Genomic DNA, 22771 nt, shown 5'->3' with positions numbered 1-22771 from the left:
GGTAGCTGTTTACTATGGCTTCAACAATTGGTTTTCGCATTGCACGTCTGCCCCACTTGTGGCGCTCTATTCTTGATCGAAGGCTAGCGCCCTTGGGGTTAACACAAACACGCTGGGTGACGCTTTACCATTTATGGAAGTTAGGTGAAGGCAACCCTCAGTGTGATCTAGCAAGGGTGATTGGCGTAGAAGCGCCCTCATTAGTTAGAACCCTTGGACAACTTGAGGAGCAAGGACTGGTTGAGCGGCGAGCCTGCGATAATGACCGGCGCAGCAAACGACTCTATCTGACGCCAGCGGCAATGCCGCTACTTGAACAAATCGACAGTGTCGTCCAGGAGGCACGCAAAGAGATGCTGGCTGGCCTCAGTGAGAGCGATCTAGATCAATTAGACAAGTGGCTAGCGCTAATAGAAGCCAATGGTATGGCGATCCAGTTAAGAGACCAAGACAGTCCCACGGCGTAAGACATGTATTACTGCCCTGCTGTTTCGCCAGCCCCGTTTAGCGGCTTTGCAGCAGGGCGGTCTGACAATCCGCTAAGCGCCTTTCTTAGCGTCTGAAAATCTTCTCCATAGATAGCAAAACGCTCCGCAGTCTGTGACTCCCACCACCATAGTGTTAACGCCGTCGCGTTCGACTCAACCACCAAAGCATCTTGTGGAAGGCGCTCTAGCAGGGTTTTCAAAGTAGCGCTTGCCATTTCAGGCAATGGCCGTAACGGTGCAATGCGCCAACGCCACCCAGCATGATAAAGCTCCAGCGCTTCACTTGCGTTCGATTCACGCACTAACACAAAATCAGGCCCTGGCGCGTGATGGGGAAAATACCACCGATAAGCGGGCATCGTGCCTCGAAAGTTGTGCAACGGGGGCTTCTCCATCTTGATCACTACCCCATGCTTCTTGGCGGCATTCAAACGCAGCGCCATATGGCGCTTCTGCCGCGGGCTGGGCTTAAGCCACATTACCGGCGCGATAACAAACAGCGATATAAAAATAACAATAAGCCACTCCATCTAATCACTTCCCCTCGTCGCAAATACTGGCCATCAGCATTGATGTTAAAAATTGGTCATACTAGCGAATTAACTTAAAAAAGCATGACATAGATCGTTGTTAAGATGGCACTTGAAGCCTAAAGTAAAGGTCATCTAACAACGCGTTCTCTTTGTTAATTATCACGAAGGAGATAAGCCATGAGCTATCACCACATTTTAGTAGCCGTTGATTTAACTAAGGACTCCCATAAAATCTTAGAGCGCGCAGTCGCGATTGCTGCTCGCAACAACGACGCTAAGATTTCAATCATGCACACCCTTGAGCCACTGGGCTTCGCTTACGGTGGTGACATTCCGATGGATCTCACCAGCATTCAAGACCAGTTGGATGACCATGCGAAGAAGCGGCTGGCTGAAATTGCCGCTCCTCACGTCGAGCCCGCTGACCAACATGTCGTCGTCGGCATGCCGGACACTGAAATTCATCGCTTTGCAGAAGAGCACAACGTCGATCTAATCGTTGTTGGCTCGCATGGGCGCCATGGCTTTGCCCTGCTGCTAGGTTCCACGTCTACCGGTGTACTGCACGGTGCACAGTGCGACGTTTTGGCCGTTCGGGTCGGCAAAAAAGGTGAAGAGAGCGACGAGTAATTCGTATAGAAAGGCACCCACTGGGTGCCTTTACTCATTCAATACTCATATCAGTCACCGCTGGCCATCGCCTCAAGCTCCATCCAACGCTCCATGGCCGTTTCAAGTGCTTGCTGTACGTTCTCTAACGTTTGCAGCTTAGCAGTGATAGTACTGGCTTCTTGCTGATAGAAAGCGGGGTCGCCAATTTCTTGCTCTAATGCCTCTACTTCACTCTCAAGACGCTCAATCTCCGCAGGTAACGCATCTAACTCCCGCTGCACTTTGTAAGACAGCTTAACGGTTTTTTTAACAGGCTCGGCAACCGGCTTCTCTGGCGCTTTTTCAATGACAGCGCTGGTCGGCTCGGTGTTCTGACGGGCAGCGCCCTCCCACGGAGCAGGTGGTAATTTGCCGCCTTGGCGAATCCAATCTGTGTAACCACCTACGTATTCACGCACAACCCCCTCGCCCTCAAAGGCCAGCATGCTGGTCACGACGTTGTCCATAAATGTCCGGTCGTGGGAGACCAGGAGCAGCGTGCCATCAAAGTCCAGTAGCAGCTCTTCAAGCAACTCCAAGGTTTCCATATCCAGGTCGTTGGTAGGCTCATCCAACACCAATACGTTGGCAGGCTGAGTAAACAACTTGGCTAGCAACAGGCGGTTGGATTCGCCGCCGGAAAGGGCTTTTACCGGCTGTCGAACGCGGTCAGGTGTGAATAGAAAGTCCTGAAGGTAGCTCATTACGTGGCGATCTTTTCCGCCAACGGTTACCCGATCGCTGCCTTGGGCGACGTTGTCGTAGACGGTTTTTTCCAGCTCTAAACCGGCACGCAACTGATCGAAGTAAGCGACCTTTAAATTGGTCCCCAGCTGAACGCTACCTTCTGTTGGAGTAAGCTCGCCGAGCAAAATTTTCAGCAGCGTTGTTTTACCTGCACCGTTGCGACCAAGGAAACCTATACGGTCGCCACGCATCACTTCAAGATTCACGTCACGCAGAATGACATCATTACCAAAGCGCTGTGTTACGCCTTTCAGCTCGACTACCCGCTTACCGGTACGCTCGCCGCTGTCGACAGTGAGATTGGCAGTCCCCTGACGCTCACGTCGCTGGCTACGCTCCAAGCGCATCTGCTCAAGCTCCCGCACACGCCCCTCGTTGCGTGTACGCCGCGCTTTGACGCCTTGACGAATCCAGACTTCTTCTTGGGCTAGTTTTTTATCGAAAAGCGCGTTTTCTCGCGCTTCGACTTCTAGCTCGTGCTGCTTACGCTCTTGATACTCGGCATAGTTGCCGGGATAACGGCCAAGCTTGCCGCGATCTAGTTCAAGGATGGAGGTGGCCAGCTTAGATAGAAAGGCACGGTCGTGGGTAATCAGTAATACCGCGCCGTTGAAAGCTAGCAGTTGCTCTTCCAACCAAGCAATCGTGTCTAGGTCGAGATGGTTGGTAGGCTCGTCAAGAAGCAGTAAATCTGGCTCGGAAACCAAGGCGCGCGCCAACGCAACACGGCGGCGCCAGCCACCGGAAAGCGCACTCATTTCAGCTTCAGGAGGTAATCCTAAACGGGTGAGTACAACGTCAATGTTCTGATGGAAAGACCAACCGTCGATAGCCTCTATGCGAGTTTGCAGCTTGGCCATGCGGCTCATGTCGGGGTCGGGATCATTGATCAAATGCTGGTATTCAGAAAGCAGCTCCCCCGCTTCCGGCAGCCCCTGAGCAACCATGTCAAAAATCGTCATGCCTGAGGACTCAGGCAGTTCCTGGGACAATACGCCAATCTTCAAGCCCGGCGCACGCCAAATCGAACCGTCATCGGCATGAATATCGCCCGCGACTAGTTTTAATAGCGTTGATTTACCGGTGCCGTTGCGCCCGACCAGCGCCAGCCGCTCGCCTTTTTCAACCGTTAGGTCGGCGCGGTTAAGCAGTACTTGGGTGCCGTAAGCGAGTTGCAGCTGTTCGAGTCGTAACAAGGTCACGCAGTGTCCTCCTTCATCATGAGCCGCACAGTGTAACGCATGCGCTCGCCTTAAGGAGAGCCCTTATAGAGCCAAACGACACATCGTGCTAACGTCCCACCATCACGTGATAATAACAAGGTAGCACCAAGCTACTCGTTTAGGGCTGACATCGTGACCGTTACCGTCTCAATGCACTTTGTGAACGAACTGTTGTGTGGCTTACCCGCCACCGAGCACTCCCCTGTCCGCTATCTGGAGCTTGCTGGAATTTCCCCTTTTCTACTCAGCGCACCAAACGGCCGAGTCACTGTTGAACAGTTTGCCGAGCTTTACCGCCTCCTTGCCCTTGAGCTAGATGATGAAACACCCTGCTTTTTCTCCAGGCCGCTACGCTGTGGAACGCTAAAGCTGCTGTGCTTGAGCTTGCTAGATGCACCTACGCTGCATGTTGCGCTTCATCGCTATACGCAGTTTTTCCGGATTTTATTAGATGATTTCAGCTACGACTTCACTATTGAGGGCGAATTTGCTCGCATGGCGCTTGAAGAGCGCGCACCGCTGCATGGCAGCCGTATATTGATTCATGAATTGATGTTGAAACTGTTTCACGGTATCGCCTCCTGGATGATCGCACGCAAAATTCCACCTATCCTGATGGAGTGCGGCTACGCCCAGCCCGCTCATAGCGCTGACTATCTCTACTTCTACCCCGGCAAGCTAAAATTTGATCAACCGCAAACAGCTGTTTACTTTGATAAGGTGTTTCTAAACCACCCCATACGCCAAACGAAACAACATCTTGGCGCATTTCTACAACGCGCACCGGCCGACTGGTTCTACGTCTCTTTTGAAGATCGTTTGATTACGCACCGGGTTCGCGAACATCTTAGCCGCCACTTACCCACCTCGTGTACGGTTCAGCATGTGGCAGACGCGTTACATATGTCCGTGCGGACACTCTCAAGGCACCTGAAACTTGAAGGTACCCATTTCCAGGCGGTTAAAGACGAATACCGTCGCGACTATGCTATTCAAGCACTCACTCGCAGCACACAGCCACTAACAGCCATTGCAGAAAAACTAGGATTTGAAGACTTGGCTTGTCTTAGCCGAGCGTTTAAACAGTGGACCGGGAATTCACCCGCCGCTTACCGCAAGGCGCAAACGGCGGGCATAAAACGCTAACGTTTATATCTCAGTACGAATGCGCTTTTTATCCAGCTTACCCACACTGGTTTTAGGAATTTCATCTACGAAACGAATCAGCGATGGAATACCCCAGCGATTGATGCTGCCCTGCTCGACGAACTGCTCCATAAACGCCTGTACTTCTTCTGCCGTGGGCGGGTTGTTGACATCGCTGGGAACAACCAGCGCTGCTGGACGCTCACCCCATTTATCATCCACAACGCCAATCACCGCCACCTCAGCGACCCCCGGGCATTGGCTGATATAGCTTTCCAGCTCAAGTGAAGAGAGCCACTCGCCACCGGTTTTGATGACATCTTTAATACGGTCGCTAATGGCTAAGAAACCATGCTTATCAATCGAGCCAACATCACCGGTATGCAGCCATCCATCCCGCCAAAGCTCTTCACTGCGTTTCTCTTCTTTGTAGTACGCCTGGGTTAACCAGGGTGCCTGGGCACGCACTTCACCGACACTGACGCCATCATGGGGTAACGGTTCTCCGTTGGCATCAACCACCTGCAATTTCACTAGGGGCACGGGTAAACCAGCTTTACACCGCCAGGGAAGCTGCGTTTCAAAATCAGCCTCGGCAACATCCTGAGGTAAAATATCAGCGGTTAGCAGCGGGCAGGTTTCTGACATGCCGTAGGCACTTCGTGTATCAATGCCGAGTGACCAAGCACGGCTAGCCAGGGCTTGGGTTAGCGCACTGCCGCCGACGAGCACCTTCCAGCCGGTTAAATCAATTTTTTTCGATGCGATAGCGTCAGCGCTAACCACCATATTTAACAGCGTTGGCACGCAGTGGGAGAAATCGACCTTTTCGTTCACCAACAGTTTGACCAACATTTCCGGCTCATAGCGGCCAGGGTACACCTGGGTCGCTCCCATCAACGTGGCAGTGTAAGGCACGCCCCAGGCATGCACATGGAACATCGGCGTGATGGGCATGTATACCTTGTCGCGGTTGAGCAGCTCAAAACCCGGTGCTTGGAAGGTACTGGCTTCACCTAGTGTGTGCAGGACTAATTGACGGTGGGTAAAAAACACCCCTTTCGGATTGCCGGTGGTACCCGTGGTGTAGAACAGCGTAGCCACTGCATTTTCATCAAAAATAGGGAACTCATAATGAGTTGGCTGCTCACTTAACAACGCCTCAAACTCACCCACTAATGGCAGCGACGTGCTGACTGCGTTTTGTGCTCCTTGACTCGCCGCTTCTTGGCAAAGTAGGTAACCGCGTATATTAGGTAGTTGATCAGCCAGCGGCTCCAGTAGTGGTACAAAATCCTCATGTACCAGCACAAAGACGTCTTCAGCGTGCTCCATCGTGTAGTGAATTTGCTCGGGCGCCAAACGTACATTAACGGTGTGTAGCACGGCACCAATCATGGGAATGGCAAAAAAGCACTCTAAATAGCGATGGCTATCCCAGTCTAACACCGCCACCACATCCCCCGCCTGGACGCCCTGTGCTGTTAGCGTATGGGCAAGCTGGTGTACCCGCTCACGAAAACGTTGATAGTCATGACGGCTCTGGTCTCGATAAACAATCTGGTTGTTCCCCGCCATTCGAACGCCGGACTCAAGTAAGTCGCTAATTAACAGCGGCGAGCTAGTCGCAGACGGCGTAGAGGGAAGTATTTTTGGCGTTATCGTAGACATAAAACACACCTGTCGATTGTGATTGGAAAACCGTTTGTTATTCGCGCTCGATTAACAGCGCAATGCCCTGCCCACCGCCGATACACAGCGTGATCAAACCATAGCGGCCCTGACGTCGTTCCAATTCGTGCAAGGCTTTTAGAATCAAGATGGCACCGGTCGCGCCGACTGGGTGGCCGAGCGCCACTGCACCGCCATTCGGGTTTAGTTTCTCCACTGGGAAGCCCAGCGTATCGGCAACCGCCATCGCTTGTGCCGCGAACGCTTCATTGGACTCAATCACATCAATGTCATTAATCGTCAGCCCTGCCTGCTGGAGACAGCGTTTCACCGCGGGGATTGGCCCTAACCCCATTACCGAAGGTTCCACACCGGCGGTGGTTGCCACACGCAGCCGCGCCCTAACCGTTAAATTGCGCCGTTGCGCTTCATCAGCATGCGCCAGCACCAAGGTCGCCGCGCCATCGTTGATCCCAGAGGCATTGCCTGCCGTAACCACTCCCTCTTTTTTAAAAGCCGGTTTAAGCCGTGCTAAATCGCTTAACTCAACGCCTTCTCGCACATGTTCGTCACGGGCAAAGGAAACCATCTGTTTACCTTTTGTCACCTCAACAGGCACGATTTGCTCGTCAAAACGCCCTTCTGCAATGGCTATTGCCGCCTTGCGATGGCTATCCAATGCAAACTGATCTAGCTGCTCGCGGCTAAAGCCATACTGCTTGGCGATATTTTCAGCAGTCATTCCCATATGTCCGCTGCCAAATGGGTCACTAAGAATGCCGAGGGTAAGGTCCTGGATATTGGCATCGCCTAGGCGTATGCCGTTGCGTGCTTGAGATGGCAATAGATAAGCACCTCGCGACATCGACTCAGCCCCACCTGCCAATGCTAAGCGGCTGTCGCCCAGAGCGATTTGCTGTGCGGCGGATATCACGGCCTGCACACCGGAACCACATAACCGGTTAACATTAAAGGCACCGGCTTCTTTTGGCACACCCGCACTCAACGCGATATGGCGGGCAAGGTAGGCATCCTCCGGGCCAGTGGTAATAATATGGCCATACACAGAGTGATCGATGTCGGCACCAGTAATGCCCGCACGGCGCAGTGCTTCCTGGGCAGTGATAGTGCCTAACTCATGGGGCGCGAAAGATGAGAGTGACCCACCAAACCCGCCAATAGCGGTGCGAGCACCGCTTACAATAACAACGCTATCCAGTTGCATAATCTCTCCTTAGTAATGACGCACAGCGGAAAAGGACTTAAGAAAAGGGCTTAAGCAAAGGACTTAAGCAAAGCACTTAAAAAAAGTACTTAAAAAAAGCACTTAAGCCACTTTGCCCAACAGCGAGCGTGCGACCACCTCTTTCATAATCTCAGAACTACCGGCGTAAATAGTTTGCACCCGCGCGTCTAAATAGAAGCGTGAAATGGGATATTCATGGGTGTAACCATAGCCACCAAACAGCTGAAGGCATCGATCAACAGCACGACACTGCAGCTCGCTAAGCTGTAATTTGAGTATTGCAGCCTCGGTACTGGTCATCGTGCCGTGGCGGTACTTATTTACGCACTGATCGAAGTAAGCTCGCGCGACATCCAGCTGTGCCTTGATCTCAGCCAGCGTAAAGCGGGTATTTTGAAAGTCGGCCACGCGCTGACCAAACGCGTGGCGCTGGGTAACGTAATCAAGCGTTAATGCCAACGCGCCCTCTACCGCGCCAAGCGCTTGCGCGCCTACGCCTAAGCGCTCCCGGGGCAGCTCTTGCATGAGGTAGCGAAACCCAGCGCCCTCTTCCCCCAATAAGGCACTGTTAGGCAGTTGCAGTTGGTCAAATGCTAGTTCTGCCGTATCGCTGGCGTGCTGGCCAATTTTCTTAATCGGCTTGCCACGGGAAAAACCGGCAAGTGACGTATCGACCAAAAACAGCGAGACCCCTTTTGCACCTGCGCTGGGGTCTGTTTTTGCACAGACAATAACGAGATCGGCCACTTGGCCATTGGTAATAAATAGTTTGCTGCCGTTAAGCGTCCACCCGTCAGCTGTTTTGGTCGCGCGGGTTTTCATCGCAGCCAGATCGCTGCCAGCGTGTGGCTCACTCATGGCAATCGCCCCCAACCACTCCCCACTGGCCATGCGGGGTAGCCAGGTTTCGCGCTGTTCATCAGTGGCTAAGTTTTGCAGGTAAGGCATCACGATATTGGCGTGAATATTATAAGCGCTGGCTAGCCCACCAAATCCTTGTCGAGACATCTCCTCCAGTACTAGTTGGGTGATAGCAATATCGGCACCTGAGCCGCCATAGGTCTCATCAAGATCAATCCCCAATAGACCAGCAGCACCCAGCGCTAGCCATAAAGAGCGTGGTATTTCACCATCCGCTTCCCACTGGTCATAGAAAGGCGCCACTTCCTGCGCTAAGCAGCGGCTGATCATGTCATGAAACAGCGCTTGTGTTTGCTCGTCCATGCTCACTCCTTTAGGTCTTTGCGCAGGTGACGTTTAAGAATTTTACCTGCGGTGCTTTTTGGCAGCGCCTCTGCAAACACCACACGCTTAGGAACCTTGTAGGGTGCAATCAAGCTTTTAACATGTTGGATGAGCTCATCCTCGTTAACCACCTGCCCCTCTTTCACCACAACGACAGCGGTTATCGCTTCAATCCACTTTTCGTCAGGCAGCCCTACCACCGCTACTTCCGAAATGGCCGAGTGCTTAAACAGCGCCTCTTCTACCTCACGGCTGGCAACCAGCACGCCCCCCGTATTGATAACGTCTTTAATCCGGTCCACGACATATAAGTAGCCTGCTTCATCGAAGTAGCCCACATCACCAGAGTGAAACCAACCACCTTGGAAAGACTCAGCGGTCATCTCCGGCTTATCCCAGTAGCCCGTCATTAACTGCGGCGAACGATGGACAATCTCGCCATGCTCACCGGGGGCAACGTCGTTCATTTCCAAATCCACAATGCGCGTTTCCACTGTAAGTATCGGCCGCCCCGCCGACGCAGGACGCTCAGTGTGCTCTTCTGGACGTAACACCGTTGCCAAAGGGGCAATTTCACTCTGCCCATAGCAGTTATATAAACCAACGCCGGAGAAACGCTGCTGCATCTCTTCCAGCACAGGCACCGGCATGATCGAGGCGCCGTAGTACGCTTTCTTGAGTGTGGTTAAATCGAACTGATCAAAGTCTGGGTGGCGCAGTAAGCTGATCCACACAGTGGGCGGCGCAAAAAAAGATACGACATTTTTTTCGGCAATCGCCGCCAAGCAGCTATCCGGTAGCGGTGCTTCAAGCAAATGAATGGGGGCGCCAAGGAGTAAAGCCGGCATCAAAAAAACATGCATTTGTGCGGAGTGGTAAAGCGGAAGAGCGGCCAACATGGCGTCACTTCCCTTGATATCCAGCTCCACCATGCAGGCCATATATTCCGCCATCAGCGCTTGGTGGGTCATCATTGCCGCTTTAGGCGCTGCGGTTGTGCCAGAGGTATAAAGCAGCTGCGCCAGACTGCTTCCCTCTACGGCGACCGTTGGCTCGCTTGTTGATAGCGAGGTTTGCGCATAAGCCAAGACATCAAACCGATCTAACGGGTTATCTTGTTGATCAGCATGCAGTGTTCCATTAACCGTTAATGCTAACCCTTGGGCTGCCTGCTGCACTTTGTCAGCTAACGAAATATCGCTTAGCAATCCTTTCGCCCCAGACTGCTCAAGGATATAGCGCAGTTCATCACTACTTAGCGCAAAGTTAATCGGCACATGTACTAAGCCTGCCTTAGTGGCAGCAAGCCAGGCAATAACATAGGCATCTGAGTTTTTACCGTATACCGCCAACCGATCCCCAGGAGAAAGACCGGCCTCTAACAAGCCACTAGCCACGCTGTTAGCGGCATCGTTAAGCGACTGATAGTTCCACACCCGCTCACCAAACGTTAATGCGAGCTGCTGAGAATATTTGCGAGCGCTGCGGTTTAGCGCAGCGCCAATCGTATTACGGTGAATTAAAGGTGTCTGTTGCATGCCAAATCCTTATTGTTATGTGTTGTTAGGGCTTCAGCGTTTTACGAATTGCTGACGAGTGGGCAAATGCTTTCAGAAAGTGGCCGGAATGCTTCCTCGGCGGGAATCGTGCGCACAACTCTGAAAAGGTCATCCTCATCGGCTGACTCTTCCGGTGTTTTCACTTCAACGAGGTACATATCATGGACCATACGGCCGTCTTCACGAATGTAGCCGTTCGTTGCAAAGATATCGTTAATGGGGGTATCAGCCATCTGCTGACGCACGGTTTGCGTGTCGTCTGTTCCCGCTGCCTCAATGGCTTCTAAATAGTGGCGGGTGCTGGAATAGAGCCCTGCGTGCACCATGGTCGGCATGCTGCCGGTGCGCTCACGAAAACGCTCTGCCCAGGCACGCGTTTCATCAGTTAGGTCGTAATACCATGCTTTAGTGAACTGCAGCCCTTGAGCGCTCTCCAATCCAATGCTGCGTATATCAGTACTGAACAGCACCATGCCGGCTAGAATCTGTCCGACTTGAGTAATGCCAAATTCGCCTGCCGTTTGCACCGCATTAATGGTGTCACCACCAGCATTATTGAGGGCAATTACATCAGCGCCCGATGCCTGGGCCTGCAGCATAAAAGAGGAAAAGTCACTGTTCGGAAAGGGGTGTCGTGCGCTACCTACTATCGTTCCACCATTCTCAGTGACCACCCGCTCTACATCTGCTTCAAGCGCATGACCAAACGAATAGTCGGCACTGAGTAAATACCAGTTTTTATAGCCTTCTTGGGTAATTGCCTTTGCCGTACCGTTAGACATCGCCCAGGTATCGTAAACCCAGTGAATATGGTTGGGAGAGCAGTGCTCGTTAGTGACACTGGAAGAAACAGCACCGTTCACTAAGCCAAGTTTATCCGCCTCTTCTAACAAGCCTACGGCTGCTAATGTAACCGATGAAGCCACTAGGCCAGTGACCATATCGACATTGCGTTCATCAATCCATTCGCGCACTACGCTTGAGCCAACATCAGGGCTATTACGATCATCGGCACTAAAGACGACGATTTGGGCACCGTGTACACTGCCACCAATATCCTCAATTGCCATCTCAATGGCATCTTGTCCTAACGGGCCTATTGGATCACGATAAACACCTGACATATCAGCTAGATAACCAATACGGATTTCATTATCTGAAATACCTTCATTGGCGGCCACGCTGGGAGCATAGCTAGCTGTGATGACGGCAGCCGATAGCGCAGAAATAGCGCAATGACGTGATAGATGCATGCTTTTTACCTATCTATTGTTGTTATTAAAAGAGCCTTAAGCCCGATTTATTTCATGCTTCATCCTCATGTTAAAAGTAAAAACCGCTTTACTGTTTACCTATCGAGCCAGTTTTTTTGCAATTCGTGCCATTCGAATAAGATATCCATTCGGGATAGACCATTAGTCGTTGTTACTCTCCAGCGCTACAATAACGTTTTTCAGCTGGCTAAATAGTCAACGCTTGCTAGCTGCCATCGAATATTTAACTGACACTGGGAGTGTGACGCTTGGCGACAAGTGATGTGGATAGCTTTTTACCCGAGGCGCTGCAATTTCGTTCTGATGCCCCCTTAGTGGATATCGGCGCTAACCTGACTCACGAAAGTTTTCAGCGTGATTTAGCGGATGTCATTGCGCGGGCGAAAGCGGCCAATGTAGCTACCTTAATAGTGACGGGTACTGATATTGAACACGCCGAGCAAGCCGTAGAACTGGCTAAACAGACCCCAGGCATATATGCCACTGCCGGGGTTCACCCACACGATGCTAGCGGGTGGAGCAGTGACGTGGCACGCCAGTTAAAAACGCTTCATCAAAAACCTGAAGTGGTTGCCGTGGGCGAGTGTGGACTGGACTTTAATCGCAATTTTTCAACGCCTCACGAGCAAGAGCTAGCGTTTGAAGCTCAGTTGGCGCTCGCTGCTGAAAGTGGCTTACCACTATTTTTGCACGAACGCGACGCAGGACAACGAATGCGTGAAATGCTGCATAGCTGGCGAGACGACATCAGCCAAGCTGTTATTCACTGCTTCACCGCTGATCGAGATACGTTACACGGCTATCTCGATTTAGACCTTCATATTGGTTTAACTGGCTGGATTTGTGATGAGCGCAGAGGTCATCACCTTCGCTCAATAGTGAAAGATATTCCGTTAGACAGGTTAATGGTAGAGACTGACTGTCCTTACCTGCTGCCTCGTAATCTTCCTGCCAAACTAAAAGGACGCCGTCACGAGCCAGCCTTGCTACCATGGATTGTAAGAGAGATTGCCCAATGGCATGACGTGACCGAAACCGAGCTGGGGAACGCAACAACCCGCACTGCCCAGCATTTTTTCCGCCTCGATACGGAAGCTTAAAAGGAGCAAAGCGTGGCTGATTACCCAGGGTTTATTGCCATTGAGACGGGCGAAGATAACGGCTTGCCGCTGGCTATTGCTTGGTCTCTACCTGATGGACGTATAAAGCAGACACTCATTCAGCCTGACGATAGCTGGATCAGTGAAGACACAAACGTGATGGGATCTTATAGCATTGAAGAGCTAGAAAGCCTCGGCGTCAGCCCTTTGGATGTCATACGTGAACTAGAGACCGATCACTTCTCAGCTACGCTGTACACCAGCGATAACGGTGAGGATGAAGCAGCGCTGGCTCGACTCTTTGACACCTACGGTTTGGATCCTTTTGTTGAATTAGCGCCTGCACAGGTGCTTTATGAGGCGATTAGCGCGCGAGATTGGCACCGTTTACGCAGCGAAATTTTTAACGACATGGGGCTCGAACCGATGCGGCCCGAGCACGAAATTGAAGTAATGCTAACGCTTCACAAGCAGCTTACCGAGAAAGACTAAGCCGTCGCGGCCAACGCCACGTCAAGTTCTCGCTGCCCCTGTTTAATGGCCTGCACCAAGGTATCTTGATGCTGATAATAGCGTGTCAATGCGATCAAGAAAGCGTTGGCACGCAATGGCAGCCCCTCTGCTAAATAGCGTGCCGCTCTAGCGTCTACTTTGTCAGCAAACGCTGCTCGATCGACCTCAACGTCCCCACCTAAATTATCGACACTAACGTGGAATGTGCGTCCGCAGGCATGGGTAAACAGCTTTTCCAACGCCTGCGGGGCAATCTCCGCTTGTTCGAAGGCGTGCTGCTGCTGGGCGTCGCGCCCATCAGGCAAGTACCAGTACCCGTAATCTTCCAGCTGCCGACGCTTCTCTCCTGCGATGCACCAGTGGCTGATTTCGTGCAGTGCACTAGCAAAAAAGCCGCGCGCAAAAATCACCTGATGATAAGGTGTTTCAGATGTAGCTGGGCGATATAGGGGTTCATCGCCACCTTTGATTAAGCGCGTCTGATAACGTGCTAGAAACACACCATCAAACAGCGTCGTTATGTCGTGAAGCGTCCAACGCTCCTGCTCTTGAGTCACTATATACCTACGTCGTCGTTCATTTCGTAAAGTATACCCGCGCCTTATCCAGATGATAAAGAGATGGCAAATCATTAGACAGCTACCGTGATCCTAGTAACTCCTGCTACTCTACCGGCTTTTGTTGGGTCACTTTGCTAAACAGGAAACATACCGTGGGCGGCTTTACTAGCAATATAAAATCCATCTATTGGCCAGAAACACGCACGTTGGTAGCGTTAGCGCTCCCCATCTGTGGTGCTCAACTCGCACAGGCGGGTATGAGTGTGGTCGACGTCATGATGACCGGCAGACATAACGCCACCGACTTAGCTGCCGTTTCGGTTGGCTCAAGCCTGTGGATGCCACTGATGCTATTTATGACCGGTACATTAATGGGCCTTACGCCTATCGTGGCACACCTTTTGGGTGGCAAGCGAAACAGTGATATTCGCCCTGCGGTTCACCAGGCACTGTGGGTCGCATTAGTACTCGGGTTCACTGCCGCTGTATTGCTGTGGACAGTCGTGACACCTATCTTCGAACTTATGAGGGTGCCTCCAGCGGTTGCAAGAGAGTCTGCTGCCTACCTTTCCGCGGTTGCCTTCGGCATGCCCGGGATCGCCTTGTTTCAGGCACTTAGAGCCTTTTCAGATGGCATGAATCACACTCGCCCCGCGTTATGGATTAGTTTAGTGGGGCTAATCGTTAATATTCCCAGTAACTATTTACTTATCTATGGCGGCGATGGCCTAGTTAACCTATTAGGTGATGGATTACCCAGCGCTCTGCAACAACTACCGGCACTAGGCGCATTCGGCTGCGGCATCGCCACAGCACTCTCGATGTGGACAATGGCCGTTGCAATGGCTCTCTATACCCGTAAAGGACACGCCTATCAAAGCGTCTCAATTTGGCAAACGCTAACCCCACCAACACTATCCGGCATCCGCGAGCTTGTCGTAGTGGGTATGCCTATCGGTGTGGCTATTTTCGTGGAAGTGACGTTATTTACCCTGATAGCCTTGTTTATTGCCAGTTTTGGAGAGGTCACAGTCGGGGCTCACCAAATTGCCCTAAGTTTCACGTCTATTCTCTTTATGCTGCCGATGTCATTGAGCATGGCACTTACCGTACGTGTTGGTAATACATTGGGCCAACAACGCTCTGCTATGGCGCGCACTGTCGCTTGGAACGGTATCGTGATCAGTGTCATTGTGGCCGTCATCAACAGTACATTACTTTGGTTTACAGCAGTGCCGGTGATTGCGTTGTACACCTCCAATGCCGACATCCAGGCTTTGGCGCTCACCATCATATCCCTGGCAGTCATTTTCCAGCTATCGGACTCACTTCAAGTCAACTTAGCAGGTGCATTACGAGGTTATAAAGACACCCGTATCGTGATGGTCATTACCGTACTTTCTTACTGGATTGTCGGTTTAGGCGGTGGCCACTGGCTAGGAACTCACGGTCTAGGTGGTATGTCTGGCCCACTGGGAGTGCATGGTTACTGGATGGGCCTGATTGCAGGACTCAGCACAGCCGCACTATTACTTGCTTGGCGGTTAAAATGGATTAGCCAACAGGAGTAACCAATGGCGCTCTACCCTCAACCTATATTATGGCTGACGACCAGTGTCAGCCTGGTACTAGCGGGCTGCGGAGACAATGGTGCCGAACAGCCTTGGGTAGAGTATCACCAACAGCTCACTAGCGACCTTGCAATTGCCGATATTGAGCGTCACCCTCCACCTAATATTGGTAAGTTTCCCGAGCGTCGAGAACGACTATTCACTATTCCTGAAACCCGAGAGGGTATGCTCAATATCTATGCGTTACGTGAGTGTCAGATAACATCGCTCATTGCAGCGCGGAACAATCAGCTGGGGCGTGTTGCTCCCCCTAGCCAGCACTGGCTTTACGAACGCACGCTCTGGCAGCGCCTAAGTGCCTGCTGGAATAGTGATGTTCCTGACGGCTTAAGTGATGACAATAAAGCGCGATTGGCTGAACTAACTGAACTCAAGACAGAACAGCTACCGGCTGTCAGTTGGAATGCTATTTTTGATTCTGAAGAGTGGGAAAAAAGCTTTTCCCGAGCAAGCGCGCCCCTAAACAGTGCTGAACTACCTAATATTGACAATCAACTGGCTGCCGTTGATTACCTTGAACAAATGGTGACACACCAATTTAGCCAAACATGGCAACAGGACTCTTCAACACTTGAAAACCACCTTAAAGCACTGCAAGAGAGGCCTTTAACAGCAGAAATTTTACGCACATTATTGCTTGCCCAGCAACGCTTAGCCGAGGCAAACGTAGCACTTGAGTCAGCACGCTTAACGACTAGTGAATGCCTGCAAGATGGTTTTCTAGCGGGCTTAAATCAAGTTGAACAAATCTCCCTCAAGTGGCTTACAGCAATTAACCAACTAATTAATGCCCAGCAAATAACGCCACCTGAAGCGGTTAAGAACTATCAGGACACTTGGTTATCACTGACCAATCCTCAGGCTCCCTGGCAGCGGCTCCAACAAGTAAAAGCACAACACCACGCGCTGCGAGACCAATTTACTAGCTGCTCCGATAATTAAAAATCACAAACCCCCTTAACCTTCTTGGCAACCTGTGCTATTGGTGAACTAAGTGGTAAGCAGCATACGCTGTTTATCGATGTCGTGACCACGCAGCACAAGGAGGGACATTATGGGCGCATCCCTGTCACCCCGCTCTGCCCAGGTCATCGACCTGGAAACCGTGCGTCAGCGTCAGCAGGCGCAAAAATGCTTGATCCGCCTAGCCCCTGAGCTAGATGGGTTAGAGATGGTCTACCAGCTCGCTGCGAGTCCCGACACGTATTACGGCCTACCTATTTTGGCCTGGGGGCTGCAAGAGAACGGTAACATCATTGGCCTTGTGCCATGGATGGAAAAGCTCGCTGCTTGTCATGAACTCGACAGCCATGAAAATGGCCAGTTTATTGGCTACCGCGATCCAGAAACTGAAGAAATTTTCGCCCTTCCTCCTGATCATAAATACGACGAGCTAATGGCCTCAGCCAGTTACTTCGAGTATGAAGCTTCAGGAGAGGTGACGCTGATTCAACAGCTTCCGGATACCCTTGGCACTCATGCTTTATGCATGAATCATCCCGACGCCCCCTGGAATATGAAGCAAGTCTATGGATGGCGTCTGTATAGCGATGGGAGTGTTGAAGCAGTTCTTGCCGATGAGCAGCAAGCCACAACGTCCCCCATTCTACTGGGTGATAAGTGCCTTTACGATGCCCACTCCCGCCATCGCACGGTTTACTTTTTTCAACGCCATATCGCCAACCGCATAATGGATGAAGACCCTGCGACACTGGAAGCTTTGGCGATGATGGTTGTTCCAAATAAAGAGGGGTGATCTTGCATAAGCACTCGCGAGGCTAGCCAAACCCTAAAGCCGATACTAATGGCTAGCCTCGCGTAACTGCAGAAGCCTTACGCTAGGCGAATAAGATACACATAATGGGCATCAGACTCTTCTTGCAGCAGTAGCTGGTGCCCCAAAAATTGACAAAATTTTGGCACATCGCGAGTCGTTGCGGGATCTGTCGCTATCACCTTCAACACCTGCCCTGGCGTCATATCACGCACCTTGTTATGCATTAGCATAATAGGTTCAGGGCAATACAAACCCGTTGTGTCTAACGATGCATCAAAGGCACTTGGGTCATACGTATTATCAGTCATCTACAATCTCGTTTAGGAAACAGACAGCATGATCAAAGTAATCATTGAACGGCGCATTATGCCTGGCCTGGAAGAAGAATATGAACTGGCTGCGCGCGAAGCAATGCGCGTTTCGCTTGGCGTACGCGGATTTGTCGGTGGAGAAACACTCGTCGAACTTGGCCACACAGATCGCCGCCTGATGATTACCAAATGGCGCGATCTTCGCGCTTGGAAAGAGTGGCACTCAAGTGAAGCACGTACAGTGGCCATGCAGAGCATTCTACCTCTATTAACAGAAGACGAAACTATCCGCGTATACGAGCCAGGCTATTAGCCCCTTACGCAACTCTGCCTACCTTTAAATTAGTGAGCGAGCCTTACATGAACCGTCACTTCTTCCCGATCATGGTAGAGGTGGCGACATGTAATATTAGCGCTCACCCCAGCCATTTCCAACGCCTCTTCCAAAGTGTTAATACAGCGGTTGACCTCGTCCCAGCGTTTCTTCATAGGCAGTTTTAAATTAAAAATTGCCTCTCGACACCATTTGCGAGTTAACCATCTTTCCACCATCGCTAATACGCGTACAGGCTTATCGACAATATCACAAACTAGCCAATCCATTCGTTGCGGCGGCTCCCAAGTAAATCCATCTTCTTTAAGATGATCTATCTGCCCTGTCGCCATTAGCTGCTTGTCCATTGGCCCATTATCAATGGCATAAACATACATACCACGCTGGACTAACTGCCAAGTCCAACCACCTGGGGCGGCCCCTAGATCCGCTGCCTGCATATGATCCGCAAGCCGTGTATTCCACTCTTCTCGTGGAATAAACTCATGCCATGCCTCTTCTAACTTCAGCGTTGATCGGCTTGGTGCACGAGATGGAAAACGTAAGCGGCGTATACCATTAATCAGCTCACTTCGATTGTCAGGAAAACTCATGCCCAACTGAACACGATCACCATCCGTCCAGAAAATATGTAAACGACGTGCACCGGCTTTACCGCGCAATGCGCCGCGTTTTTTTAGCATACTCTGCAATGGCTTAGTTAGTGCTTTAATTAAGCCTGCCAATGCTTTGCCATCATTGGTATCTGGCGTTTCGTGCCAAATTTCTTCAAAACTCCAGCGACTTGACTTTATCTGATCAAGAATAGCCGTAAGCCTATCGTCCCGGGACAGCGTGAGCGCAGGCAGAGCAGCTAGACTTTGGCGAGCAAAAATAAGTTGCTTAAATGCCGCTTTACGGTGCAAATCATTAATCGGCTCTTTATCTAAGCGCGTTAAACTCACCCAACCTTCGCCTTGTGCAGGCTCGCAACTCACCTGGTGCTGTTTGGCGTGGTGTTGCATTTCAGCTAGTGCGTCGCTTTCAAACCCTGGGCGGCAATAGACAAGCCACGATGTGGGTACTGTTTCACTCACCCTTTCACCTCGAAAGTAATTTCATGTCATAGGTGAACATCTATTCAGAATAAAATGCCCCCGCTAATCGATGCATCATAGCACTTTCTTGTAAATGCTTTCTAAGTAGCGAGATAATCAGCGATTATTCATCTGATTGATGCGCTTAAAACATTATCTGCGCCTAACAAAAAACCCCAGCGTCAGTTGAAGCTGGGGTTTCGGGCTGCGCTGCTGCAGGACCAGGACAAGGTGGATTCTCAATTACCCCACTCGAGAATGACGGTGTGGTGGCTCGGGGATGACGTGCGGTGTGGCCGCTTTGTGACAGGGGCTAGGGAGTGCTTTTTTCTTCCACGCAAACAAAAAACCCAGCCGGTTGGCTGGGTTTCTTGTTAAATAAGTGCCTGACGATGACCTACTCTCGCATGGGGAGACCCCACACTACCATCGGCGCTAAGCGGTTTCACTTCTGAGTTCGGCATGGGATCAGGTGGTTCACGCGTGCTATGGTCGTCAGGCGTAACTTGTAATGCATATCATGCTGGCGTGTTTTGTGGCGTCTCTCGTTTCCTGTCATCGACAGGAAGTGCGTATCCGGTTTTCGTTATCACTGCGACCAGACCCCTTGGGTGTTATAGGGTCAAGCCTCACGGGCCATTAGTACACGTTAGCTCAACGCCTTGCAGCGCTTCCACACCGTGCCTATCAACCAGCTGGTCTCGCTGGGCCCTTCAGGAGGCTCTAGGCCTCAGGGATGTCTCATCTTGAAGGGGGCTTCCCGCTTAGATGCTTTCAGCGGTTATCCCGTCCGCACATAGCTACCCGGCAATGCCACTGGCGTGACAACCGGAACACCAGAGGTGCGTCCACTCCGGTCCTCTCGTACTAGGAGCAGCCCTTCTCAAACATCCAACGCCCACGGCAGATAGGGACCGAACTGTCTCACGACGTTCTAAACCCAGCTCGCGTACCACTTTAAATGGCGAACAGCCATACCCTTGGGACCGACTTCAGCCCCAGGATGTGATGAGCCGACATCGAGGTGCCAAACACCGCCGTCGATGTGAACTCTTGGGCGGTATCAGCCTGTTATCCCCGGAGTACCTTTTATCCGTTGAGCGATGGCCCTTCCATACAGAACCACCGGATCACTAGAACCTGCTTTCGCACCTGCTCGACGTGTCTGTCTCGCAGTCAAGCACCCTTATGCTCTTGCACTCATTGCACGATGTCCGACCGTGCTGAGGGTACCTTCGTGCTCCTCCGTTACTCTTTGGGAGGAGACCGCCCCAGTCAAACTACCCACCACACACTGTCCTCGATCCGGATAACGGACCTGAGTGAGAACGCCAATGATGCCAGGCTGGTATTTCAAGGTTGGCTCCCCTCGAACTGGCGTCCGAGATTCAAAGCCTCCCAGCTATCCTACACAGGCAACATCAGCGTCCAGTGTGAAGCTATAGTAAAGGTTCACGGGGTCTTTCCGTCTAGCCGCGGGTACACCGCATCTTCACGGCGATTTCAATTTCACTGAGTCTCGGGTGGAGACAGCGTGGCCATCATTACGCCATTCGTGCAGGTCGGAACTTACCCGACAAGGAATTTCGCTACCTTAGGACCGTTATAGTTACGGCCGCCGTTTACCGGGGCTTCAATCAAGAGCTTCGGACGAATCCTAACACCATCATTTAACCTTCCGGCACCGGGCAGGCGTCACACCCTATACGTCCGCTTGCGCGTTAGCAGAGTGCTGTGTTTTTACTAAACAGTTGCAGCCACCTGGTATCTTCGACCGGTTCGGGCTTAGAGAGCAAGTCTCATCACCCTACGCCGGCGTGCCTTCTCCCGAAGTTACGGCACCATTTTGCCTAGTTCCTTCACCCGAGTTCTCTCAAGCGCCTTGGGATTCTCACCCTGACCACCTGTGTCGGTTTGGGGTACGGTCGCACATGATCTGAAGCTTAGAGGCTTTTCCTGGAAGCGTGGCATCAATGACTTCCTGACCGTAGTCAGTTCGTTTCGTGTCTCGGCCTTGAAGGGTCCCGGATTTACCTAAGACCCAAGCCTACTCACTTTCACCAGGACAACCAACGCCTGGCTCACCTAGCCTTCTCCGTCCCCCCATCGCAATCATGTCCGGTACGGGAATATTGACCCGTTTCCCATCGACTACGCCTTTCGGCCTCGCCTTAGGGGCCGACTCACTCTGCTCCGATTAGCGTCGAACAGAAACCCTTGGTCTTCCGGCGGGGGAGTTTTTCACTCCCCTTATCGTTACTCATGTCAGCATTCGCACTCGTGATACCTCCAGCGAACTTCTCAATTCACCTTCATCGGCTTACACGACGCTCCTCTACCGCTCACACATAGTGTGAACCCGTAGCTTCGGTACCTGGTTTAGCCCCGTTACATCTTCCGCGCAGGCCGACTCGACTAGTGAGCTATTACGCTTTCTTTAAAGGATGGCTGCTTCTAAGCCAACCTCCTAGCTGTCTGAGCCTTCCCACATCGTTTCCCACTTAACCAGGATTTCGGGACCTTAGCTGACGGTCTGGGTTGTTTCCCTTTTCACGACGGACGTTAGCACCCGCCGTGTGTCTCCCACGCTTGCACTCACCGGTATTCGGAGTTTGCCTCGGGTTGGTAAGTCGGGATGACCCCCTAGCCGAAACAGTGCTCTACCCCCGGCGGTGATACGTGAGGCGCTACCTAAATAGCTTTCGAGGAGAACCAGCTATCTCCGAGCTTGATTAGCCTTTCACTCCGATCCACAAGTCATCCAAATCTTTTTCAACAGATCCTGGTTCGGGCCTCCAGTTGATGTTACTCAACCTTCACCCTGCTCATGGATAGATCGCTCGGTTTCGGGTCTATATCCAGCGACTGTGTCGCCCAGTTAAGACTCGGTTTCCCTACGGCTCCCCTAAACGGTTAACCTCGCCACTGAATATAAGTCGCTGACCCATTATACAAAAGGTACGCAGTCACAGAACAAGTCTGCTCCTACTGCTTGTACGCACACGGTTTCAGGGTCTATTTCACTCCCCTCTCCGGGGTTCTTTTCGCCTTTCCCTCACGGTACTGGTTCACTATCGGTCAGCCAGGAGTATTTAGCCTTGGAGGATGGTCCCCCCGTCTTCAGTCAAGGTTTCTCGTGCCCCGACCTACTCGATTTCACATGATCAGATTTTCGACTACGGGGCTATCACCCACTACGGCCGCGCTTCCCAGCGCATTCGTCTAATCAGTCACATGCTTAAGGGCTGGTCCCCGTTCGCTCGCCGCTACTAGGGGAATCTCGGTTGATTTCTTTTCCTCAGGGTACTTAGATGTTTCAGTTCCCCTGGTTCGCCTCTTACGCCTATATATTCAGCGCAAGATACTCATCTTATGATGAGTGGGTTTCCCCATTCAGAGATGCCCGGGTCACAGGTTGTTTGCCACCTCGCCGAGCCTTATCGCAGGCTTCCACGTCTTTCATCGCCTCTGGCTGCCTAGGCATCCACCGTGTGCGCTTCATTGCTTGACCCTATAACCCGAAGGAGTCTGGTGTCTCGCAATGATAACGATTGCCGGATACGCTTGAGACGTATCACAAAACAATTACGTATAAACGTTTTAAAACGTTTATGTCAGCATGATATACATTGTTAAAGAGCGACTGCTATGCGCAGTGATAAGCGAGTGCTTTTTTCACATTAAAA

At 51.7% G+C, this 22771-nt stretch carries 19 protein-coding genes and 2 rRNA genes; 9 read left to right on the top strand and 12 right to left on the bottom strand.

Translation table 11 applies throughout. The features are described from left to right. Nucleotides 1-14 precede the first annotated feature (14 nt). Entirely contained in the window at nt 15-467 is a 453-nt protein-coding gene (gene slyA, locus IR195_RS06750) for a transcriptional regulator SlyA (protein WP_125746935.1), read from the top strand. An 8-nt stretch (nt 468-475) separates the two neighbouring features. On the opposite strand, the gene IR195_RS06745 is transcribed toward slyA, so the two are convergent. Then, entirely contained in the window at nt 476-1018 is a 543-nt protein-coding gene (locus IR195_RS06745) for a preprotein translocase subunit YajC (RefSeq protein ID WP_146945123.1), read from the bottom strand. Nucleotides 1019-1198: 180 nt separating this feature from the next. On the opposite strand from IR195_RS06745, the gene IR195_RS06740 reads away from it, so the two are divergent. Next, the gene (locus tag IR195_RS06740) at nt 1199-1651 is read left to right on the top strand and encodes a universal stress protein (RefSeq protein ID WP_125746931.1); all 453 of its coding nucleotides are present in this window, start codon (nt 1199-1201) and stop codon (nt 1649-1651) included. Between the two features lie 50 nt (nt 1652-1701). Here IR195_RS06740 and IR195_RS06735 read toward each other — a convergent pair whose 3' ends face one another. Beyond that, nucleotides 1702-3621, bottom strand: coding sequence for an ATP-binding cassette domain-containing protein (locus tag IR195_RS06735; protein ID WP_206049079.1), 1920 nt, complete (start codon nt 3619-3621; stop codon nt 1702-1704). Nucleotides 3622-3774: 153 nt separating this feature from the next. Between IR195_RS06735 and IR195_RS06730 the strand changes: the two genes are divergently transcribed. Further along, nucleotides 3775-4788, top strand: coding sequence for an AraC family transcriptional regulator (locus IR195_RS06730; RefSeq protein WP_125746927.1), 1014 nt, complete (start codon nt 3775-3777; stop codon nt 4786-4788). A 3-nt stretch (nt 4789-4791) separates the two neighbouring features. On the opposite strand, the gene IR195_RS06725 is transcribed toward IR195_RS06730, so the two are convergent. The 5 genes from IR195_RS06725 to IR195_RS06705 form a co-directional block, all read right to left on the bottom strand. Further along, nucleotides 4792-6459: a fatty acid--CoA ligase gene (locus IR195_RS06725; RefSeq protein ID WP_206049078.1), complete on the bottom strand. Its 1668-nt coding sequence runs from the start codon at nt 6457-6459 to the stop codon at nt 4792-4794. A gap of 37 nt (nt 6460-6496) precedes the next feature. Further along, a complete protein-coding gene (gene bktB / locus IR195_RS06720; RefSeq protein ID WP_206049077.1) occupies nt 6497-7684 on the bottom strand; it encodes a beta-ketothiolase BktB in 1188 nt (395 codons plus the stop codon). Nucleotides 7685-7786: 102 nt separating this feature from the next. Further along, entirely contained in the window at nt 7787-8929 is a 1143-nt protein-coding gene (locus IR195_RS06715; protein ID WP_125746921.1) for an acyl-CoA dehydrogenase family protein, read from the bottom strand. A 2-nt stretch (nt 8930-8931) separates the two neighbouring features. Continuing rightward, the gene (locus IR195_RS06710) at nt 8932-10488 is read right to left on the bottom strand and encodes a fatty acyl-CoA synthetase (RefSeq protein WP_206049076.1); all 1557 of its coding nucleotides are present in this window, start codon (nt 10486-10488) and stop codon (nt 8932-8934) included. A gap of 41 nt (nt 10489-10529) precedes the next feature. Continuing rightward, the gene (locus IR195_RS06705) at nt 10530-11762 is read right to left on the bottom strand and encodes an ABC transporter substrate-binding protein (RefSeq protein ID WP_206049075.1); all 1233 of its coding nucleotides are present in this window, start codon (nt 11760-11762) and stop codon (nt 10530-10532) included. 269 nt (nt 11763-12031) lie between these two features. Here IR195_RS06705 and IR195_RS06700 point away from each other — a divergent pair, with 269 nt between their 5' ends. Further along, nucleotides 12032-12883 (top strand): TatD family hydrolase, encoded by an 852-nt coding sequence (locus tag IR195_RS06700; protein ID WP_125746915.1) that lies wholly within the window; start codon nt 12032-12034, stop codon nt 12881-12883. 12 nt (nt 12884-12895) lie between these two features. Further along, complete coding sequence (locus IR195_RS06695) at nt 12896-13375, top strand: hypothetical protein (RefSeq protein WP_125746913.1); 480 nt, start codon at nt 12896-12898, stop codon at nt 13373-13375. Here IR195_RS06695 and IR195_RS06690 read toward each other — a convergent pair. Beyond that, nucleotides 13372-13953 carry an elongation factor P hydroxylase gene (locus IR195_RS06690; protein ID WP_206049074.1) on the bottom strand — a complete coding sequence of 194 codons (582 nt, stop codon included), beginning with the start codon at nt 13951-13953 and terminating at the stop codon, nt 13372-13374. The genes IR195_RS06695 and IR195_RS06690 overlap by 4 nt on opposite strands. Before the next feature lie 155 nt (nt 13954-14108). Here IR195_RS06690 and IR195_RS06685 point away from each other — a divergent pair, with 155 nt between their 5' ends. From IR195_RS06685 to IR195_RS06675, 3 genes are all read left to right on the top strand, one after another. After that, nucleotides 14109-15527: an MATE family efflux transporter gene (locus IR195_RS06685; protein WP_125746909.1), complete on the top strand. Its 1419-nt coding sequence runs from the start codon at nt 14109-14111 to the stop codon at nt 15525-15527. Nucleotides 15528-15530: 3 nt separating this feature from the next. Continuing rightward, nucleotides 15531-16529, top strand: coding sequence for a DUF3080 family protein (locus IR195_RS06680; protein ID WP_125746907.1), 999 nt, complete (start codon nt 15531-15533; stop codon nt 16527-16529). 112 nt (nt 16530-16641) lie between these two features. Continuing rightward, on the top strand, nt 16642-17343 hold the full coding sequence (locus IR195_RS06675; protein WP_125746905.1) for a hypothetical protein: 702 nt from the start codon (nt 16642-16644) through the stop codon (nt 17341-17343). A gap of 77 nt (nt 17344-17420) precedes the next feature. On the opposite strand, the gene tusA is transcribed toward IR195_RS06675, so the two are convergent. After that, complete coding sequence (gene tusA / locus IR195_RS06670; protein WP_125746903.1) at nt 17421-17672, bottom strand: sulfurtransferase TusA; 252 nt, start codon at nt 17670-17672, stop codon at nt 17421-17423. Between the two features lie 28 nt (nt 17673-17700). On the opposite strand from tusA, the gene IR195_RS06665 reads away from it, so the two are divergent. After that, the gene (locus IR195_RS06665) at nt 17701-17988 is read left to right on the top strand and encodes an antibiotic biosynthesis monooxygenase family protein (protein WP_125746901.1); all 288 of its coding nucleotides are present in this window, start codon (nt 17701-17703) and stop codon (nt 17986-17988) included. A gap of 29 nt (nt 17989-18017) precedes the next feature. Here the strand turns inward: IR195_RS06665 and rlmM are convergent, their stop codons facing one another. The 3 genes from rlmM to IR195_RS06650 form a co-directional block, all read right to left on the bottom strand. Beyond that, nucleotides 18018-19085 (bottom strand): 23S rRNA (cytidine(2498)-2'-O)-methyltransferase RlmM, encoded by a 1068-nt coding sequence (gene rlmM, locus IR195_RS06660; protein WP_206049073.1) that lies wholly within the window; start codon nt 19083-19085, stop codon nt 18018-18020. A gap of 384 nt (nt 19086-19469) precedes the next feature. Next, nucleotides 19470-19585, bottom strand: a 5S ribosomal RNA gene (rrf, locus tag IR195_RS06655). A 118-nt stretch (nt 19586-19703) separates the two neighbouring features. Beyond that, nucleotides 19704-22596: ribosomal RNA gene (locus IR195_RS06650) — 23S ribosomal RNA — on the bottom strand. Between the last annotated feature and the right edge of the window lie 175 nt (nt 22597-22771).

This window comes from Vreelandella venusta (assembly GCF_015689495.1).
Taxonomy (GTDB): Bacteria; Pseudomonadota; Gammaproteobacteria; order Pseudomonadales; family Halomonadaceae; genus Vreelandella; species Vreelandella venusta.
The sequence above is the reverse complement of the archived record's forward strand: the minus strand, read 5'-3'. Positions and strand labels throughout refer to the sequence as shown.

Excerpts from the sequence above, each read along its gene's own strand:
- IR195_RS06705 (WP_206049075.1), bottom strand. The coding sequence starts at position 11,762 with ATGCATCTATCACGTCATTGCGCTATTTCTGCGCTATCGGCTGCCGTC.
- slyA (WP_125746935.1), top strand. The coding sequence starts at position 15 with ATGGCTTCAACAATTGGTTTTCGCATTGCACGTCTGCCCCACTTGTGG.
- IR195_RS06680 (WP_125746907.1), top strand. The coding sequence starts at position 15,531 with ATGGCGCTCTACCCTCAACCTATATTATGGCTGACGACCAGTGTCAGC.
- IR195_RS06675 (WP_125746905.1), top strand. The coding sequence starts at position 16,642 with ATGGGCGCATCCCTGTCACCCCGCTCTGCCCAGGTCATCGACCTGGAA.
- IR195_RS06725 (WP_206049078.1), bottom strand. The coding sequence starts at position 6,459 with ATGTCTACGATAACGCCAAAAATACTTCCCTCTACGCCGTCTGCGACT.
- IR195_RS06665 (WP_125746901.1), top strand. The coding sequence starts at position 17,701 with ATGATCAAAGTAATCATTGAACGGCGCATTATGCCTGGCCTGGAAGAA.
- bktB (WP_206049077.1), bottom strand. The coding sequence starts at position 7,684 with ATGCAACTGGATAGCGTTGTTATTGTAAGCGGTGCTCGCACCGCTATT.
- IR195_RS06745 (WP_146945123.1), bottom strand. The coding sequence starts at position 1,018 with ATGGAGTGGCTTATTGTTATTTTTATATCGCTGTTTGTTATCGCGCCG.
- IR195_RS06715 (WP_125746921.1), bottom strand. The coding sequence starts at position 8,929 with ATGGACGAGCAAACACAAGCGCTGTTTCATGACATGATCAGCCGCTGC.
- IR195_RS06710 (WP_206049076.1), bottom strand. The coding sequence starts at position 10,488 with ATGCAACAGACACCTTTAATTCACCGTAATACGATTGGCGCTGCGCTA.
- IR195_RS06740 (WP_125746931.1), top strand. The coding sequence starts at position 1,199 with ATGAGCTATCACCACATTTTAGTAGCCGTTGATTTAACTAAGGACTCC.
- tusA (WP_125746903.1), bottom strand. The coding sequence starts at position 17,672 with ATGACTGATAATACGTATGACCCAAGTGCCTTTGATGCATCGTTAGAC.